The sequence below is a fragment of the Micromonospora sp. NPDC047548 genome, from assembly GCF_040642975.1.
Classification (GTDB): Bacteria; Actinomycetota; Actinomycetes; order Mycobacteriales; family Micromonosporaceae; genus Micromonospora.
The window spans coordinates 49212-67599 of the sequence record NZ_JBEYTI010000005.1 but is presented as its reverse complement, the minus strand read 5'-3'; the positions used below and the strand labels follow the sequence as shown (position 1 = coordinate 67599).

The following is an 18388-nucleotide window of genomic DNA, read 5'->3' as shown; positions in this document are numbered from 1 at the left end:
GCTGCCCGAATGCTGAGTGGCCCCATCGTCGCGTACCGTCGTTGGATAAGCCCGGCGCTGCCGGCCCGCTGTCGGTTCTACCCGTCGTGCAGTGCGTACGCCCTGGAGGCGGTGGCCCGGCACGGCGCGCTCCGGGGAGCCGGCCTGACGGTCCGGCGCTTGTCGCGCTGCCATCCTTTCCACCCAGGTGGACACGACCCGGTGCCGGAGCCGGGCGGCCGCCGCCGTGCCGACGTGACTGGAGCCTGAGAATTGAGTCTCGACTGGATCTACTACGCGATCTCGTGGATCCTGCTGACCTGGCACTCGGCCTGGGACGCCATCGTGCCGGCCGGCGCGGTGATCAATACGAACTGGCCCTGGATCCTGGCCATCGTCTTCCTGGTGGTGACGGTCCGGGTGATCCTGTTCCCGGTCTTCGTCAAGCAGATCAAGTCGCAGCGGGCGATGCAGGCGCTCCAGCCCAAGGTCAAGGAGCTGCAGGAGAAGCACAAGGGTGACCGGGAGACGCTCCAGAAGGAGATGATGGAGCTCTACCGGAAGGAAAAGGCCAACCCGCTGATGGGCTGCCTTCCGATGTTCCTCCAGATCCCGGTCTTCCTCGGCCTGTTCCACGTGCTGCGTCGCCTCGACCCGGACAAGTTGAACAAGACCCTCTACGGCTGGACGGTCGACCAGTTCGACAGCGCCTCCCACGCCAAGCTCTTCGCCGCCCCGATCGCCGCCAAGTTCGGCTCCACCCCGGAGGAACTGGTGCGCCTCGGCGCCGACGGCCACACCGTCAAGCTGGTCGCCGGCATCCTGGTGGTGATCATGATCGCTACGACGTACCTGACCAGCCGCCAGATGATTCTCAAGACCGGCTGGGCGGAGGACCCGCAGCAGCGCATGGTCCAGCGGCTGATGCTCTACGGCATCCCCCTGTCGCTGCTGATCTCCGGCTCGATCTTCCCGATCGGTGTGATCATCTACTGGGTCACCAACAACCTCTTCACGCTCGGCCAGCAGCAGTGGGTGCTGCGCAAGTTCCCGCCGCTGGTGACCAACCCCAAGGCCGGCAGCACGACGCCCCGCGGCCCGGTGCAGCCGTCGAAGATCGGCAGCTTCCTCAACCGCGCCAAGCCGGCCGCGCAGGTGCCGGCCAAGCCCGCCGCGCCGAAGGTCGCCGGGCCGAAGCCGGGCGCGAAGCCGACCAACCCGAAGAAGGGTCGGCCGGCCAAGCGGCAGGGCTGACCCACCGGGCCGCCGTCGGGACCACCGGCGGCGGCTGAGGCACCGCGCAGCCGCCGTACGGCCGGCGCCGGGCCGGAACCGCCGCGCCTGGCGCGGTCACGGGCGAGACTGCCCGTACAGACGTGCCCGTGGGCACCGGCCATCTCCCGCCGGACGCCCCGGGAAACCAGCGGACCCGACGGTCCGGCCGAGCGAGTACGGAGATGAGACCGTGACCGACACCAGCATCCCCAGCGCGGAACAGTCCGTGGACGAGGAGACCGTGCCGACCGCCGCGACCGGTGACGGCGAGCCCGAGGCCGAGGCGGGCGCCCCGAAGAAGGCCGTCGGCGAGAGCGAGCTGTTCGGGCAGAGTGAGATCGCCGCGGACTACATCGAGGGCCTGCTCGACATCCTCGACTACGACGGCGACATCGACGAACTCGTCTCCGGCGGACGCCCGGTCGTCGAGGTGGTCGGCGGGCGGCTGCAGAACCTGGTCGGCCAGCGCGGCGCCACCCTCGAGGCGCTCCAGGAGCTGGCCCGGCTCGCGGTGTTCCGGCAGACCGGTACGCCCAGCCGCCTGCTGCTCGACGTCGGCGGCTACCGCGCCACCCGGCGCAAGGAGCTCGCCGCCGTGGCCAAGAACGCGGTGGAGAAGGTCAAGGAGCACGGCGAAGCGGTCCGGCTGGAGCCGATGTCGGCCTTCGAACGCAAGTGCGTGCACGACGTGGTCAACGCCATGAGCGGTGTGGAGAGCGAGTCCGAGGGTGTCGAGCCGAACCGGCGCATCATCGTCCGGCCGGCGGACTGACCGGGTGACCCACGACGACGCCGCGGCCGATGCCGTGTCCGGCCCGGGTGGTACGCCGCCCGGGCCGTCGCCTGTCCGCCCCGTCCCCTCCCCGGAGGACGCCGCGCTGCCGGCCGAGCTGGCCCCGGCGGCCCAGGCGCTCTTCGGTGACCGGCTGGATCTGGCGGCCGCGTACGCCGAACTGCTCGCCACCGACGGAGTGGTGCGCGGCCTGATCGGCCCGCGCGAGGCACCCCGGATCTGGGACCGGCACCTGCTCAACTGCGCCGCCGTCGCCGAGCGGATCCCGGAGGGCGCGAGCGTCATCGACGTCGGCTCCGGTGCCGGGCTGCCCGGGCTGGTGCTGGCGATCGCCCGCCCCGACCTTCAGGTGACCCTGGTCGAGCCGCTGGCCCGGCGTACCTCCTTCCTCATCGAGGCGGTGCAGCAGCTCGGGCTGGCCAAGATGGTTCGGGTGTTCCGTGGCCGAGCCGACGAGGCGGCGTCGGGCGCCACCGGCATCGGCCCGCTCAGCGCGGACGTGGTGACCGCGCGAGCGGTCGCGCCGCTGGACCGGCTCTCCGGCTGGTGCCTGCCCCTCGCCGTGCCCGGCGGCCGGTTGATCGCCCTGAAGGGGTCCTCCGCCGCCGACGAGGTCGCGGAGCATGCCGAGGCCGTTGACCGGCTCGGCGGTGGCGAGCCGAGCGTGCACCTCTGCGGGGTCGAGCTCATCGATCCACCCGCCACCGTGGTGGAGATCGTGCGCGAGCGGGTGGTCCGGCCGCCGGCGGCCAAGAAGGCGCCGAAGCGCTCGCGCGGCGGACGCAAGCGCGCCCGCTGATTCCGTGCCGGGAATTCGGGCGGGTCGTGATGGCCCGGGGGCCAACCGAGATGGACCCGCCTCGCCCGTCCCCCGTAGGCTGGCCGCGCGTCGATAGTGTGGAGCGGGCGGGCGTCGGGCGCACCGGGTCCCGACCGCTCCCGCCGGGCCGTACGCGTTGTGGTGTGAGTGCGCGTGCGGCCTGATTGACGGGGTGCGGACCGACCATCCGGAGCGGGCAGGGATGACAGGTGCATGACGACGGCAGGTACGACGATCCACGGGTGAGACGCCCGGAGGGCTTTCCCTCCGGAGCGGACCCTGTTTCACGTGAAACCGACCACTCCCGGCTCACTGCCGGCCAGTCAGGCCCCGCCGGCCCGCCCGACTGCGACCCGGTGGTACGCCAGGACGTGCCCGCGGTCGGCGGGGTGTGCCCGTCGCCCGAGTCGTACGTTCCTCCGCCGTCCATCGCGGACGACGCGGGCCGGCCGATCAACGCGTCCGGCGACCACACCGCCCCGGTCCGCCGTAACTCCGGCGTGCCGTCCCGCTTCGAGACACCGGTCGGCGGCAACGTGCCGGCCGTACCGCAGCAGCCGCACCCCGGGGCGGTGCCGGACTCCGCGTCCGACACCCGGGACACGCCGGGGCCAGCCGCCGGGGGCGTGGCCGTCCACCAGGCTGCCGCCGCGTACGTTTCACGTGAAACCCCGACGCGCGAAGAGGATGACCCACCGTTGGCTATGGAGGCGATGCGCGCCGTGCAGATCCTTAATCCGAGTGGCGAGGTGACCATGCCTCGGCCCGAGCGGACCCGGGTCATGGGCGTCGCGAACCAGAAAGGCGGCGTGGGCAAGACCACGACCACGGTCAACCTGGCGGTGGCGCTCGCCCTGCACGGCAACCGGGTGCTGGTGGTCGATCTCGACCCGCAGGGCAACGCGTCGACCGGGCTCAACGTGCCGCACCATACCGGGGTGCCCGACGTCTACGACTGCCTGATCAACAGCGTGCCGCTGGAGGAGGTCGCCCAGGAGGTCGAGGGCATCCCCAACCTGTGGTGCGTGCCGGCCACCATCGACCTGGCGGGCGCGGAGATCGAGCTGGTGTCCGTGGTCGCTCGGGAGTCCCGGCTGGCCCGGGCCATCGCCGCGTACCCGGGGCACTTCGACTACGTCTTCATCGACTGCCCGCCCTCGCTCGGCCTGCTGACGGTCAACGCCCTGGTGGCCGCGCAGGAGGTGCTGATCCCCATCCAGTGCGAGTACTACGCGCTGGAGGGCCTGAACCAGCTGATCAACAACATCAACCTGGTCCGCAAGCACCTCAACCCGAAGCTCGAGGTCTCCACGATCCTGCTCACCATGTACGACCGGCGTACCCGGCTGGCCGACGCGGTCGAGCAGGACGTCCGGAACCACTTTGGCGACAAGGTCCTCCAGGCGGTCATTCCGCGCAACGTCCGGGTCTCGGAGGCACCCAGCTACGGGCAGTCCGTGATGACCTACGATCCCGGTTCGCGGGGGGCGACGAGCTACTTCGAGGCCGCCCAGGAAATTGCTGAGCGCGGTGTCAAGGAGCCGGTGAGCCGGAATGCGTAGTGCGGACGAGTCGCTGGGAGGCGTCGCATGAAGAACCGTCCCCGTGGCGGTCTGGGTCGAGGGCTTGGAGCACTGATCCCGACCGGGCCGGCGCCGGAGGCGCCGGGCACCACAGTCGCCGCGCCCGCCGAGGCCGAGTGGCTGGACGCCTCCGGCGCGGTCGTCGACGCCGGGCGTGCGGCGGTGGATACTCCGGTCGAGGCGGTGACCGCGCCGGTGGCCACGCTGCCGGCCCAATCCGAGCCCCAGCTGAGCCCGGTGCCGGGTGCCCGCTTCGCCGAGATCCCGGTTGACGCGATCGTGCCGAACCCCAAGCAGCCCCGCCACGTCTTCGACGAGGAGGCACTGGAGGAGCTGAAGACCTCCATCCAGGAGGTCGGCTTCCTCCAGCCGATCGTCGTCCGTCAGCTTGACGCCGAGAAGTACGAACTCGTCATGGGCGAGCGCCGGTGGCGGGCTGCCCAAGCGGTGGGCCGGGAGAGCATTCCGGCAATCGTTCGGGACACCAAGGACGACGCGATGCTCCGGGACGCCCTCCTGGAGAACATCCACCGGGCGAACCTCAACCCGCTGGAAGAGGCCGCGGCCTATCAGCAGCTGCTGGAGGAGTTCGGCGCCACCCATGAGGAGCTGGCGCGGCGGATCGGCCGGAGCCGGCCGCAGATCTCCAACACGATCCGCCTGCTGAATCTCCCGGCGCAGGTGCAACGCCGGGTCGCCGCTGGCGTACTCTCGGCCGGCCATGCCCGGGCGCTGCTGAGCCTCGACGAGGCGGGGGCGCAGGAGCAGTTGGCCCTCCGGATCGTCGCCGAGGGCCTGTCCGTACGCGCGACCGAGGAGATCGTGGCGCTGGCGCTCAGCGACGGGCCGGCGAAGACTCCGGCGGCGAAGCGGCGTATCAAGCCGCACGCCCCGGCGCTCACCGATCTGGCCGACCGGCTGTCCGATCGATTCGACACCCGCGTGAAGGTCAACATCGGCCAAAGCAAGGGCAAGATCACGATCGAGTTCGCCACGGTGGACGACCTGGAGCGGATTGTGGGCATCATCGGCGTTGGCGAGCAGGAGCCGGAGAGCTGATCCCGCCTTCGTTCCGTCGACCGGCCGCGTCGCCTCTGTGGGGCACGCGGCCGGTTTGTATTCTCCCGCGATCTCGATGCATTGGGTGGGGGCGGCGGCTCCGCTGCGGGGCGGGCGGGGCTTCCCCGTTTCACGTGAAACGGGTGCCCGGGAGGTGCGGCTGACGGTGTGCAGTGGTACGCCCGACCAGAAGCAACCCCTCGCGCGGTAGGTCGATCCGGCCGGCCTCGTCGCCGAGGCGCCGGTGGTGTGAAGCGGAAGCAGCCCTGCCGGCGGGTCCGATTTCAGGCCGGCGGCGTGGCGGACGAGTTGTTGCGGGCGCTACGTGGGCGTCTGAGCGGATGGAAGAGTCCGGAGGGTCCCACGGGTGGCGGGCAGGCGTCTTCTTCGGCCTACGGCGATTGCAGGCGCCTTGCCGGGCTGCCTCCAGGAAGGAGGGGCGCGCTGCGTCGACGGCTTGCGCTGCTCCATCGGCCGCCGCGACCGAACGTCCCTCGTTTCACGTGAAACGAGGGACGCGGGAATCCAGCTTCACGACATGCCGGGGTGCCCAGGCCTTCTCCGGCGTCGACCTGGCCGGGCCCGCCCCGACGCCCTACGCCGACGCCCTGCGCCGGACCGCGACCCCGACGCGTCGGGGCACTCGGGCCGAGTCCGCAGGACTTGTTCGGGCGCGTTCGGGGCGGGGACGATTCCCTGCCGCCCTGATTCCACCGGTGGCGCCACCGGCTCGGGTCCAAGTGGTCCTCGGGCCCCGAGCAGCGACTGCCGCTGCCGTCGCTGAGTAGCTGCCGGCGGATCGGCACCGACATCTCGCCGGGGTCGGCCGCCGGGCAGCCCCCTGGTCGAACCCGACTGCACCCGCTTGGCGCAACGAGGTCGAGCAGTGGCGCGGTGGGTCCGGGGCCGGGGCCCCCGCGACACCTACGGCTGAGGCTGCACGACCTGCAGTCGTTGGTGGGGACAGGGCCGGCCAGCGCGTTGGTGGGGTGGTGCGAGGCCCCGCCGCGCGATGCCTCCAGGGCTGGTCCTGATGTCAGCGCCGCATCGCACGCCCACGACCGGGCCTGTGGCGGTTCCGACCGCCCCGGGCCGGCGCCGACGTTGCGCCCACCGTCCGCCACCCGCTGCCCGCCACCCGCTGCCCGCCGTCCGCCACCCGCCACCCGCCGCCCGCCACCCCGCTGCCCGCCACCCGCCGTCCGCCACCCGCCGTCCGCCACCCGCCGTCCGCCACCGGTACCCGGCCTACGACGCCGACTCATGACGCGACTTCAGATTCCGTCGGCTCCATTCCGTGGCCCACGCGGATCATTCCGCTCGCGGCGTTCCACGTGAAACAAGCGCCCGACCCCACACGACATCTACGTGATCACTCCGCCCCCGATCGGACATGAGTGATGGCACCGGAACGACGGGCACCGAGGATGGCCCAGCCGGGACAGCAGAGGGCACAGCGTCAATCCTGGAGGGTCGGGCATGAGGGCGTCGGGGACGGCCGGAGTCGGCTTCGGTGCGGCCGGGACCGCGATGGCCGGCCGAAAAACGAGGGCCCTGCCAGCAGCCAACCGGCGCTTCGATCGTTGGGAGAAACGGGCCTGCCGCGCCTGTGGCTCAACTTGTGGATGGAGGTCGTCGGTTATCCACAGCAGTTTTCCACAGGCGCCCCCGTTTCACGTGAAACACGCTGTCAGACGGTGTGCTGGCCTGTGGATGACGTGGTGTGCTGATGATCTCACCAGCCTGTGGACAACTGCTCTCCGGTGGATTTCGTGCGCCCTCGGTGAGCGCACCCTCGACCCGCGAGACGTCCCCACGATCGCCGACCATTGGGGTAGGGACAGGTGTCTCCGACTCGGTTAGGGTCAGCCTCGTGCACGACACCCCTCCCGCAGTCCCGGACTTCACCCAGTGGCCATCCTTCCCCTTCGAGGGCGATCTGCGCATCAAGGACCTCGATGATCCGGTCCCGGTCGAACCACCCCGCAAGGGCGAAGGGCACCGGGAATGCACCGCCTGCAACGCCCCCGACGACGCCTACATCTGGGTGGGCGAGCGGTGGCGGGTACGCGCCATGGATCGCCCTACCGGCCTGCCGATGGTGTTGATCCTGGAGTCCCGCTCCCACCTCGACCTCGGAGACCTTCCCAACCTGCTCGCCGCCGAGCTCGGGGTCATGACGGTGCGGCTGGAACGCGCCATCCGGTCGCTGGACGGCGTCGCTCGCGTTCACGTCAACCGCTGGGGCGACGGGTCGGCGCACCTGCACATGTGGTTCCTGGCCCGGCCGTACGGGCGGCTCCAGCTGCGGGGCACCTTCCTGTCGCTGTGGGACTCGATCCTCCCGCCCATCTCCGAGTCGCAGTGGCGGGAGAACCTGGCCATGGTGGCCGCCTGGCTCGCCGAGTTCGGTGGCCGCCCGCTGGCCGAGCCGCCGCGCATCCAGTGGCAGGCACCGTCCAGCCTGTCCGCGCAGGCCTCCCGGGAGGAGCAGGCCTCCCGGGAGGAGGAGGTCGTGGAGGAGGAACCGGTGTCGGTGATCGAGTCGGACGAGGAGATTCCCGTGCCGGCGGACGATGCGAGCGACACCGCCGACACCGAAGATCGCGACGGGACCGGCGACGGTGGTGTCGGCGGCGTTACGAGGTACGCCGGGGTGAACGACTACGCCGAGGACGACGACTTCCAGGACAGGAGTGACGCGGGCGACCCGGCCGCCGTGGAGTCCCACCGAGGGATCGAGCCCGCCAGGTAAGGCCGGAACGAGGCCGACGGCCAAGCCGCCGGGTCGAGCACAGTCGCCGGACGCGTCGGCCAGCCGAGGCGCACGGTTGTCGAGCGGCGGCGGGGTGTGGACGTGGCCGCAGGTTGCCGGCAGCCCACGAGGAACAGTCCCCGAACCCCTCAGCGCCCGGGCGCCCACCCAGGGTGGAGACCAGATCAGACCCGGCCGGCGTGGTAGCGGCCGGGCTGCCGTCGTCGGCTCTGTCGGGGGAAGCTGTCAGCCGCGCCGGGCGGCGGCGCGGCTGACCAGCGACCCCAGCACCCGCCCGAAGTCCAGCCCGGCCGCCTGGATCGCCAGCGGCAGCAGTGACGTCTCGGTCATGCCCGGCGAGACGTTGACCTCCAGCACGTGCGGTCGACCGTCGGCGTCGACGATCAGGTCGACCCGGGACAGGTCGCGCAGGCCCAGGGCGGTGTGCGCCGCCAGCGCCACCTCGGTGACGGTGTCGGCGACGGCGCTGTCGAGCCGGGCCGGGGCGTGCCAGGTGGTCCGCCCGGCGGTGTAGCGGGCCGCGTAGTCGTACACGCCGTTGCGCGGCACGATTTCCACCGGCGGCAGGGCGCGCGGGCCGTCACCGAGGTCGACCACGGAGACCGCCACGTCCATGCCGGGGACGTACCGCTCGACCAGCGCGGTCGAGTCGTACGCGAAGCAGCCGACCATCGCGGCGGGGAGCGCCGCGGCGTCCCGGACCACGGAGGCGCCCAGGCCCGAACCGCCCTGGGTCGGTTTCACCATCAGCGGCAGCCCCAACCGGTCCACGATTCGGTCGAGCACCGCCACCGCACCCAGCTCGGAGAAGCGGTCGTGCGGCAGCGCCACCCAGTCGGGGGTGGGGATGCCGTTCTCCCGCAGCACCGCCTTCGCCGACGGCTTGTCCCAGGCGAGCCGGGAGGCGCGGGCGTCACAGCCGACATACGGAACGCCGCAGAGGTCGAGCACGCCGCGCAGCGAGCCGTCCTCTCCGGTCGCCCCGTGCAGCGCGATCACCACCGCGTCCGGCGGGTCGGCGGCCAGTGCGGGCAGCAGCGCCACATCGGCGTCCCGCAGCTCCGCCTCCACCCCGACGGCGCGCAGCGCGTCGAGCACCCGGCGGCCGGAACGCAACGAGACGTCCCGCTCGTAGGAGAGGCCACCGGCGAGCACCAGGACGTGCAGGTCGGTGGTGACGGCGGGAGCGGTCACGGGGGATGTCCCGGCAGAGGTCACGACCATGCCGGAATCATGCCAAGTCGGGTCCCGGCGCGTCCGCGCCGCCCTGCCGCCGGCGCCCGGCCGGGGTCACCGCGCCGAAGACCCGGCGCATGGCGATGTCCTGCTCCATCACGCCGGCCAGCCGGCGGACGCCCTCGCGGATGCGCTCAGGCGACGGGAACGAGAAGTTGAGCCGCATGTTGCCCGTGCCGGAGCCGTCCGCGTAGAAGCCGGTGCCCGGCACGTAGGCGACCCGGGCGGCGATGGCGCGGGGCATCATCGCCTTGGCGTCCAGCCCGTCCGGCAGGTTCGCCCAGACGAACAGACCGCCGGCCGGGGTGGTCCACGTGGTGCCGGCCGGCATCAGGTCCTCCAGCGCGGTGAGCATCGCGTCCCGCCGCTCCCGGTAGACCTCCCGGTAGACCTTCAGCTGCTCCCGCCACGGCATCGTCGACAGGTAGGTCGCCACGGCGGCCTGGGCGTAGCCGCTGGGGCAGAGGATCTGCGCCTCGCTGGCGATCACCAGCTTGTCGCGGACCGCGTGCGGGGCCAGGATCCAGCCGACCCGCAGGCCTGGGGCGAAGGTCTTGGAGAAGGTGCTCAGGTAGAAGACCCCGTCGCGGCGGCGGGCCCGCAGCGGCGCGGGCGCCTCCCCCTCGAAACCGAGCTGACCGTACGGGTCGTCCTCCACCACGAGCAGGCCGGCGCGTTCGCAGATGTCCAGCACCCGCTCGCGGCGCTCCTCGCTCAGCGTCACGCCCGTCGGGTTCTGGTAGGTGGGGATGGTGTAGAGGAACTTCACCCGTCGCCCGGCGCGGGCCAGGTCGGCGATGGCCACCTCCAACGCCTCGGGAATCAGCCCCTCGTCGTCCATCGGCACGTGCGCCACCTGGGCCTGGGCGGCCTGGAACACCCCGAGCGCGCCGACGTACGTCGGGCCCTCGGCGAGCACCACGTCCCCCGGGTCGAGGAAGAGCCGGGCCACCAGGTCGAGCGCCTGCTGGCCGCCGACGGTCACCACCACGTCCTCCGGGGAGGCGCCGCAGGACGCGTCGATGCCGGAGAGCGCCATCACCTCGCAGATCCGCTCGCGCAGCTCCAGGGTGCCCTGGCCGATGCCGTACTGAAGGGTGGTGGCACCGTGCTCGGAGCCGAGCCTGCCCAGCATCTCACCGACCGCGTCGAGCGGCAGCGCGGCGATGTAGGGGGCCCCACCGGCGAGCGAGACGACCTCCGGGCGGCTGGCCACCGCGAAGAGCGCCCGGATCTCCGAAGCGGTCATCCCGCGGACGCGCCGGGCGTACCGGTCGGTGTAGTCGTCGAGCGTCGTGCCGGTCATGACATCACCTCGATCGGGTGTCGGTCGGGCTCCCGCCCCGTGTGGTACCCGCGGAGCCGGCGACCATGGCGGCGCGGGACGCCGGTTGGTCGATCCTAGTCCGCGGCCGCAGCTCCGGACCCGCTGACGTGGCGTACGTCCACATCCCGGGCCCGGCGTCCCCGGATCGGGTGGTCGTACGCGCGTCCCCTCCCGTACGGTCGGCTGGCGGCGTACGATCGCTCGTCGGGGGGCAGGAAGGCGGCGGCGTCGTTCCGCGCTGGTTTCACCTCGGAGCCTATTGTGGGGATGCGCCAATGTCGCGACGTCTGGTCAGTCTGACCCTCGACACCTTGGAAGACCTGCCCCGTCCGTGCCGGCAGTGCGTCTACTGGGAGCTCGACCCCGTCTCCGCCGACCGGGCCTGCGCGGCCGGCGACCCCGGCCTGGAGAAGGAGGCATGGGTCTCCCAGACCCTGCTCGAATGGGGCTCCTGCGGCAAGCTGGTCTACGTCGACGGCATGCCCGCCGGCTTCGTCATGTACGCCCCGCCGGCGTACGTCCCCCGCTCGATGGCCTTCCCCACCTCTCCGGTGTCCGCCGACGCGGCGCTGCTGATGACCGCCAACGTGGTCCCCTCGTTCGCCGGTGGCGGGCTGGGTCGGATGCTCGTCCAGGGCGTCGCCCGGGACCTCACCAAGCGCGGCATCAAGGCGATCGAGGCGTTCGGTGACGCCAAGTTCGGCGACGGTGACGATGCGACCCGGGCCTGCGTCGCCCCGGCCGACTTCTTCCTCTCGGTGGGCTTCAAGACCGTCCGGCCGCACCCGCGCTATCCCCGGCTGCGGCTGGAGCTGCGCACCGCACTGAGCTGGAAGTCCGACGTCGAGTACGCGCTGGAGAAGCTGCTCGGCTCGATGAACCCGGAGACCCTGCTCCGCCCGGTACGCCCCGCCGCGGCCACCCGCGCCACCACCGGCTGAGGCTCAGGCGCACGCCGGCTGAGGCTGAACGCACGCCGGCTGAGGCTCAGGCGCACGCCGGGGGCCGGGGGCCGGGGGCCGGGGGTGTCCCCCCGGATGGCGGCTCAGTCCACCACCGCGCCCGCGGCCACCACTGCACGCAGTTCGCTGACGTCGATCGAGCCGGTCGGCACGTCCCGTTCGATCGGGAAGAACATCCGCTGTACGGCGGCCACGATCGCCTCGACGACCCGGTCCCGGAACCGGGGGTCCACCAGCCGGGCCCGGTCCTGCGGGGAGGTGAGGTAGCCGACCTCGACGCGTACCGCCGGCATCCGGGTCAGCCGCAGCAGGTCCCACGCCTTGGCGTGGGTACGGCAGTCCCGCAGCCCGGTACGCGCCACAATCTCCCGCTGCACCAGCCCGGCCAGCCGCTCCCCGGTCGCTGAGGTGACGCCGTTGTCGGTGCCGTAGTGGTAGGTGGCCACTCCCTCGGCCTCGGGGTTGACGTGCCCGTCGGTGTGCAGCGAGATGAACACGTCCGCGCCGAGGGAGTTGGCCAGCTGTGCCCGGTCCACGTCCGGTAGGCAGGTCGCCGGCGCTGGGCCACGGGTCAGCTGCACCCGTACGCCGGCGGCGGCCAGCCGCCCTTCCAGCCGGCTGGCCAGGTCGTGCACCAGCTCCGTCTCGGTCCAGCACAGCGGACCGTCGGGCACCACCACACCCGGGTCGGTGCCGCCGTGGCCGGGGTCGATCACCACCGTCCGCCCCACCAGGGCCGGCCCGGACTGCCGGATCGCGTCGGACTCGCGCAGCCACTGCGGTCGGCCGCCGACCACCTTGCGACCGAGCCGGCGCAGCGCGCCCATGGTGTGCGGGCCGCAGGAGCCGTCCGGCTTCAGCCCCACCTCGCGCTGGAACTGGGCCACCGCGCGCGAGGTGCGGATGCCGTAGATGGCGTCGGCGCCGCCCACGTCGTACCCCATTTCGAGCAGCCGTTCCTGGAGCGACCGGACGTCCTCGCCGCAGAGGGGCTCGGGCACGGCGTGGTAGAGGGTGCGGGCGCCGAGCCGCCAGCGGGCGGCGTCCAGGGCGCGCCAGGTCTCCGCGCCCACCCGCCCGTCGACGCTGAGCCCCCGGGACTGCTGGAAGGCGCGGACGGCGCGCTCGGTGGCGACGTCGAACTCGTCGCCGGTGGCAGGCGGGAGCAGGTCGAGGCCGGTCAGGACCGTGCGGATCTCCGTCACCGCGGGCCCACGGTCACCGGGTCGGATCGGACGCACGCACGACCCCCTCTGCACGGATGCTGGCTGGCCGGGTGCCACGGTCGCGTGACCGGACTCCGACGGAGTGCTTGCTCTCCGCCTAGCGGATGCCTACGGAGCGTACCGTGACCGGTGCCCGGCCATCCGTGGTTCACCCAGCTCAGGGCCCAGGACGACGGAACCCCCGCACCCGGGGAGGGTACGGGGGTTCCGGTGCTACGAGCGTCAGAGCGCCGACTCGATCAGCCGGACCAGCTCGCCCTTGGGCTTGGCGCCGGCGATCGACTGCACCGGCTCGCCGTTCTTGAAGATGGTGAGGGTCGGCACGGACATCACCCGGTAGGCGCGGGCGGTTTCCGGGTTCTCGTCGATGTTGAGCTTGACGATGGTGACCTGGTCGCCCATCTCGCCCGCGATCTCCTCCAGCAGCGGGGAGACCTTGCGGCACGGCCCACACCACTCGGCCCAGAAGTCCACGAGCACCGGCTTGTCGGACTTCAGCACGTCAGTGGCGAAGTTCGCGTCGGTGACGACCTTTGTTGCTCCCACTATGACCCTCCTCCGGGACTTTGGTTCTCTGTCGTTCAGCCCTGCAGCGTGGCGATGAAGCGCTCGGCGTCGAGGGCGGCGGCGCAGCCCGTGCCGGCCGCCGTGATGGCCTGCCGGTAGGTGTGGTCCACCACGTCGCCGGCGGCGAAAACACCCGGCACGCTGGTCCGGGTGCTCGGCGCCTGGACCTTTACGTACCCCTCGTCGTCCAGCTCCACCTGCCCCCGGAAGAGCTCGCTGCGCGGGTCGTGGCCGATCGCCACGAAGACGCCGGTCACGTCGAGCACCTTGGTCTCGCCGGTGTGCACGTCACGGACCCGCACCCCGCTGACCTTGCCGTCGTCGCCGATGATCTCCTCGACGGTGGTGTTCCACTCAACCTTGATCTTGTCGTTGCTGAGCGCGCGGTCGGCCATGATCTTGCTGGCCCGGAACGAGTCGCGCCGGTGGATGATGGTGACCGAGTCGGCGAACCGGGTGAGGAAGCTCGCCTCCTCCATCGCGGAGTCGCCACCGCCGACGACGACGATGTGCTGGCCGCGGAAGAAGAAACCGTCGCAGGTGGCGCAGGACGACACGCCGTGGCCCAGGTACTCCTGCTCGCCGGGCACGCCCAGCGGACGCCAGGCCGAGCCGGTGGAGAGGATGACGGCCCGGGCCCGGTAGGCGGTCTCACCGACCCACACGGTGCTGACCGCGTCCGACCCGATCATGCCGGTGTCCTTCAGCTCGACCCGGGTGACGTCGTCGGTGAGGAACTCCGCGCCGAACCGCTCGGCCTGCTTGCGCATGTTGTCCATCAGCTCGGGGCCGAGGATGCCGTCCGCGAAGCCGGGGAAGTTCTCCACCTCGGTGGTCGTCATCAGGGCGCCGCCGGACTGCACACCTTCGATGACGAGCGGCTTGAGGTTGGCACGAGCGGCGTAGACCGCCGCCGTGTAACCGGCCGGCCCGGAGCCGATGATGATCAGGTTGCGGACCTCGTCCACTGCCGTCTCCCGATGTGTGTGTTCGACATCCGTTCCCGGCTGACCTGCCGCCGGGAGGACGCCGATCCGAGTGCCGACGGCTCAGCGACGCCGGCGACTGACTTGCAGAACGTCATCGTATGAACCGGGGATTCCCGAACCGGTCATCCGGTGGGTCACGTCACGCGGCGCCGGACGACCGGTGACCGCGACCTCACCCTACCCGCGCCTGGTAGCGGGTGTCCGCGCCGGATCCCGGCACGCCACACTCCGCGCCGCTCGCCCAGGCCCAGCGCCCGCCGGACGGGTCGACAAAGCGGAGCACCAGCGCCGGCTCCCCCTGGAAGCTGGCGTAGTCGAGCAGCTCCACCGTGATCGGCCCCTGTCCGTGCTCGGCGGAGACCTCGCCGAGACAGGCGTCCAGCGCGCCCGGGGCGGCGAGCCGGTCGAGCCCACCGGCGGACGCTCGCAGGCCCTTCGTGGGGACATCGTCGGTCGACCCGCCGCTGGATGCGAACCCTGGGCCGGCGGTGGCCACCCGGGGCAGCACGGTCGCCGCGGCACCACTGGCCAGCGTCTGCGGCGTCCAGTCGGTGCCGCTGCGCTGCGCCGCGCCGGCGACCCGGAACGGCGCCGCCGCGGGGGCGCCGCCCCGGCCCTCGGCGACGGTCGTGTCGGCCGCGCCGCCGACCCCCGATCGGTCGAGCAGGTGGTCGACGCCGAGCCCTACGGCCGCGAGCGAGGCCGCGGCGAGCGCCACCGGAGCGGCGAGCCGCGCCCAGCGCCGGCGCTGCCGACCGGGCCCGGTCGCGTCGCCCCGCCGGGCCCCGGCGGTACGCCCCGCACCCGGCCGGGGCTGCGCCGGCACCGGCTGCCGGGTGCCCTGGCCGCCGGCCGGGGTGACGGCACCCGCTGGCGTGACGGCACCCGCTGGCGTGACGGCACCGGCCGGCGTGGTGTGCTCACCGGCAGCCGGGGCGTCGGCCGCGGCGGGCCCGGCGCCGGCCAGCGCGGCGGTGAGCCGGTCGACGAGCGCAAGCGGCATCGGCGGGGCCGGCTCGGCCCAGCCGGCGAGGTCGGCGCGGACCTGGGCGACGGCGGGCGCCAGGGCGGCGTACGCCTCGGCCCAGGCTGGATCCTCCTCGACCAGCCGCGCGACGGACACCTTCTCGGGGGTGTCGTCCAGCACCCCGCCGAGGTAGTCGGCGAGCAGGTCGTAATCGACCCCGCTGAACTCCCCGGTTGTCACGTGTCCTCCTGGTTGGCGTCCCGCCGGGAGTGCCCCGACCCCGATCCGACGCCCTCCGGCGCCCGCGGGTTCCCGACGGTGACGCCGGGCACGTCCCGGCCGACGGCCGGCGCGACGTCGGTGGAGCCGGTCCGCAGGTGCCCCAACTGGACGGCCAGCCGGGCCCGGCCGCGGGCGCAGCGGCTCTTCACCGTCCCCTCGGCAACGCCGAGGATCCGGGCCACCTCGGCGCCCGGGTAGCCCTGCACGTCCACCAGGACGAGCGCGGCCCGCTGCTCGACCGGCAACGTGGCCAGGGCTTGCCGGACGACCAGCGCGGTGTCGTGGTCGGGGGCTGGAGCGGCCGGCTCGGCTCCGCCGGAGCCACCCTCGTCGGTGCGGGTGCCGTCGGGCAGCGGGACGGTCGGGTGCGCCTGCCGGCGTCGGATCCGGTCCAGGCAGGCGTTCACCACGATCCGGTGCAGCCAGGTGGTCACGGCCGAGTCGCCGCGGAACCGCGCGGCGGCCCGGTGGGCGGAGAGCAGCGCGTCCTGGAGGGCGTCGGCGGCCTCCTCGCGGTCGCCGAGCGTACGCAGGGCCACCGCCCAGAGGCGGTCGCGGTGCCGGTGGAAGAGCTCGGTGAAGGCGTCCCGGTCACCGGCGACGTGGGCCCGGAGCAGCTCGACGTCGGTCGCCTCGGCGAGCGGGACCGGGCGCGGCGGTACGACCGGCACCGCGTCGCCGGTCGCCGGATCGGGCGTACGCCCGCCGCGACCGGCCATCACCACGTCCGTCGGGTGCGGTGCCGGGCTCGCGGCGGGCGGCTCACGACCCGTGGACCGTGATTTCCTGGACGCCGAGCTTCCAGCCGCCTCCACCGTCCTTCTCCGGCAGCTCCGAGATCCAGAAGAGCAGGTAGCGGTAGGTCTTGTCGGCGTCGAAGCCGTTGAAAGTCATCTTGGTGCCGTCGTGCTCCTCGAACGGCTGCCCGATTCGGGTCGTGTAGGCCGCCGTCAGCTGCTTGTCGCCTGCGGAGCTGGACGGGAAGTCGGCGTCACCGGCGAGGAGCTGGGCGGAGGCTCGGGTCGACGAGAGGACCGCCTGCACCGACTTGACGGTGTGCGGCGCGCCCAGGTCGATCCAGATGCCCATGCCCTTCTTGAGGCCGCCGAACTTGCCGTTGTTCCGGTATGTCTGGGTCTCCCAGCCCTTGTCCTCGTCGCCGTCGATCACCTTCTCCGCGTCGCGCACCTCTTGGCGATCCCGGCTGTCCGGGTCGATGATCCGGACGTCCTCGATGTTGAGCTTGCGCACCGAGGGGCCGGGCGGGGCGGCGTCGGTGGAGGGGGCGCCGCTCGACGGTCGGGCGACCGGCCTGGTCTCGGGCGTCTTGTCGTCGCCGCCCAGCGCGCTGATCCCGATGAGCAGCCCGACCAGGGCGACCGCCAGCAGGCCGGCGATGCCCACGGCGACCTTCCGCCCACCTGCGGCGGCCAGCGGGGACGGGTCGTCGCCCGGGTCCGAGGTGAAGCGGATCGTGCCCGTCTGGTCGAGGAAGTGGTCCTCGGCCGGGACGTCGAGCCGGGCCAGCTCGGCGGCGAGCACGTCGGTCGAGGGCGGGGCGATCTCGGCGTCGAGCAGGTCCATGGTCAGGTCGTCGAGGTACGCCGGCACACCGGCCCGGACCTGCCGGGGCGCGGCGATCGCGCCGCTGGCGTCCCGGACCGCGTCCGGGATGGCGGCCCGGCCGTGCCCGGCGGTCGCGCCGCGCAGCGGGGCCTCGGCGTGTGGCCAGTGCCCGGTGAGGGCGAAGTAGAGGATCCCGCCGACCGCCCGGATGTCGTTCTCCTGGCTGTCCGCGCCGTCGGTGCGCGCGTCGGCCAGCACCACCCGGCCGTCCTCGCTGATCATCACGGTGCCGGGGTGCACGTTGCCATGCACCATGCCGGTGGCGTGCACGGCGGCCAGCGCGCTGGCGACGGCGTTGCCGATGGCCGTGGCCCGGGCCGGGTCCAGCGGCCCGTCGGCGACCAGCTCGCGCAGGGAGTTGCCGTCGACCCACTCACGGACGACGTACGCCCGCTCGTCCTCGTCGATCGCGTCGTAGACGCCGACCAGGTTGGGGTGGATGACCCGGCTCGCGGCCACCGCGGCCTGGAGCATCTCGGTGGCCGAGTCGCCGCCGGGATAGCGCAGCACGACCGCGACCGGTCGGCGCAGCACGACGTCGACCCCCCGCCAGACCAGCCGCCCGGCGCTGTCGTTGTTGATGTGCTTGACCAGCTCGTACCGCTCGGCGAGGATCTCACCGGCCGTGGGAGCACCGAAGGTCATGACCGGCGGAGCAGTCTCCTCCGCCGCCTGACCCTCGCCGACCTGGGTCACCCGTCCTCCCTCGGTGATCGTGTCGATCGATGGACCCGCGCTGCTGGGCATGTGGCTTCCCGCTCTGCCTTCGAAGGAACCGGCCGGCGTGTCGACGCGTACGTCGGCCACCTGCCGTGTCCGTCGAGAGCGACCTTACCCGGACTGCCCGTCATACCGACATGTCATCTTCCCGCCGTTCCCGGCGACGTGCCGGAAGTGGACGACCTCGCCCGGTTACGACCG

General features: G+C 72.5%; 16 protein-coding genes. 8 read left to right on the top strand and 8 right to left on the bottom strand.

The features are described from left to right. Window positions 1–9 precede the first annotated feature (9 nt). From yidD to ABZ807_RS07045, 7 genes are all read left to right on the top strand, one after another. On the top strand, window positions 10–249 hold the full coding sequence (gene yidD, locus ABZ807_RS07075; RefSeq protein WP_357153843.1) for a membrane protein insertion efficiency factor YidD: 240 nt from the start codon (window positions 10–12) through the stop codon (window positions 247–249). Window positions 250–252: 3 nt separating this feature from the next. After that, on the top strand, window positions 253–1233 hold the full coding sequence (yidC, locus tag ABZ807_RS07070) for a membrane protein insertase YidC (protein ID WP_357153841.1): 981 nt from the start codon (window positions 253–255) through the stop codon (window positions 1231–1233). A 211-nt stretch (window positions 1234–1444) separates the two neighbouring features. Then, window positions 1445–2026 (top strand): R3H domain-containing nucleic acid-binding protein, encoded by a 582-nt coding sequence (locus tag ABZ807_RS07065; RefSeq protein ID WP_357153839.1) that lies wholly within the window; start codon window positions 1445–1447, stop codon window positions 2024–2026. 106 nt (window positions 2027–2132) lie between these two features. After that, on the top strand, window positions 2133–2846 hold the full coding sequence (gene rsmG, locus ABZ807_RS07060; RefSeq protein WP_357154195.1) for a 16S rRNA (guanine(527)-N(7))-methyltransferase RsmG: 714 nt from the start codon (window positions 2133–2135) through the stop codon (window positions 2844–2846). A gap of 263 nt (window positions 2847–3109) precedes the next feature. After that, window positions 3110–4429: an AAA family ATPase gene (locus tag ABZ807_RS07055; protein WP_357153837.1), complete on the top strand. Its 1320-nt coding sequence runs from the start codon at window positions 3110–3112 to the stop codon at window positions 4427–4429. A gap of 27 nt (window positions 4430–4456) precedes the next feature. Then, the gene (locus ABZ807_RS07050) at window positions 4457–5509 is read left to right on the top strand and encodes a ParB/RepB/Spo0J family partition protein (protein WP_357153835.1); all 1053 of its coding nucleotides are present in this window, start codon (window positions 4457–4459) and stop codon (window positions 5507–5509) included. Window positions 5510–7382: 1873 nt separating this feature from the next. Then, window positions 7383–8264, top strand: coding sequence for a hypothetical protein (locus tag ABZ807_RS07045; protein WP_357153834.1), 882 nt, complete (start codon window positions 7383–7385; stop codon window positions 8262–8264). 246 nt (window positions 8265–8510) lie between these two features. Here the strand turns inward: ABZ807_RS07045 and ABZ807_RS07040 are convergent, their stop codons facing one another. Next, complete coding sequence (locus tag ABZ807_RS07040) at window positions 8511–9479, bottom strand: D-alanine--D-alanine ligase (protein ID WP_357153832.1); 969 nt, start codon at window positions 9477–9479, stop codon at window positions 8511–8513. A 37-nt stretch (window positions 9480–9516) separates the two neighbouring features. Then, a complete protein-coding gene (locus ABZ807_RS07035; RefSeq protein WP_357153830.1) occupies window positions 9517–10827 on the bottom strand; it encodes a PLP-dependent aminotransferase family protein in 1311 nt (436 codons plus the stop codon). A gap of 296 nt (window positions 10828–11123) precedes the next feature. Here ABZ807_RS07035 and ABZ807_RS07030 point away from each other — a divergent pair, with 296 nt between their 5' ends. Next, window positions 11124–11789 (top strand): GNAT family N-acetyltransferase, encoded by a 666-nt coding sequence (locus tag ABZ807_RS07030; protein ID WP_357153828.1) that lies wholly within the window; start codon window positions 11124–11126, stop codon window positions 11787–11789. A 104-nt stretch (window positions 11790–11893) separates the two neighbouring features. Here ABZ807_RS07030 and ABZ807_RS07025 read toward each other — a convergent pair whose 3' ends face one another. The 6 genes from ABZ807_RS07025 to ABZ807_RS07000 form a co-directional block, all read right to left on the bottom strand. Next, on the bottom strand, window positions 11894–13051 hold the full coding sequence (locus ABZ807_RS07025; RefSeq protein WP_357153825.1) for an N-acetylmuramoyl-L-alanine amidase: 1158 nt from the start codon (window positions 13049–13051) through the stop codon (window positions 11894–11896). Between the two features lie 207 nt (window positions 13052–13258). Next, window positions 13259–13582, bottom strand: coding sequence for a thioredoxin (gene trxA / locus ABZ807_RS07020; RefSeq protein ID WP_088959679.1), 324 nt, complete (start codon window positions 13580–13582; stop codon window positions 13259–13261). A gap of 35 nt (window positions 13583–13617) precedes the next feature. Next, window positions 13618–14571: a thioredoxin-disulfide reductase gene (gene trxB / locus ABZ807_RS07015; RefSeq protein ID WP_357153823.1), complete on the bottom strand. Its 954-nt coding sequence runs from the start codon at window positions 14569–14571 to the stop codon at window positions 13618–13620. Between the two features lie 193 nt (window positions 14572–14764). Next, window positions 14765–15799, bottom strand: a complete 1035-nt coding sequence (locus ABZ807_RS07010) for a hypothetical protein (protein WP_357153822.1) — start codon at window positions 15797–15799, stop codon at window positions 14765–14767. Then, complete coding sequence (gene sigM / locus ABZ807_RS07005; RefSeq protein ID WP_357153819.1) at window positions 15796–16560, bottom strand: RNA polymerase sigma factor SigM; 765 nt, start codon at window positions 16558–16560, stop codon at window positions 15796–15798. Before sigM ends, ABZ807_RS07010 begins: the two co-directional genes overlap by 4 nt. A gap of 43 nt (window positions 16561–16603) precedes the next feature. Beyond that, window positions 16604–18214: a protein kinase family protein gene (locus ABZ807_RS07000; protein ID WP_357153817.1), complete on the bottom strand. Its 1611-nt coding sequence runs from the start codon at window positions 18212–18214 to the stop codon at window positions 16604–16606. Window positions 18215–18388: the final 174 nt, after the last annotated feature.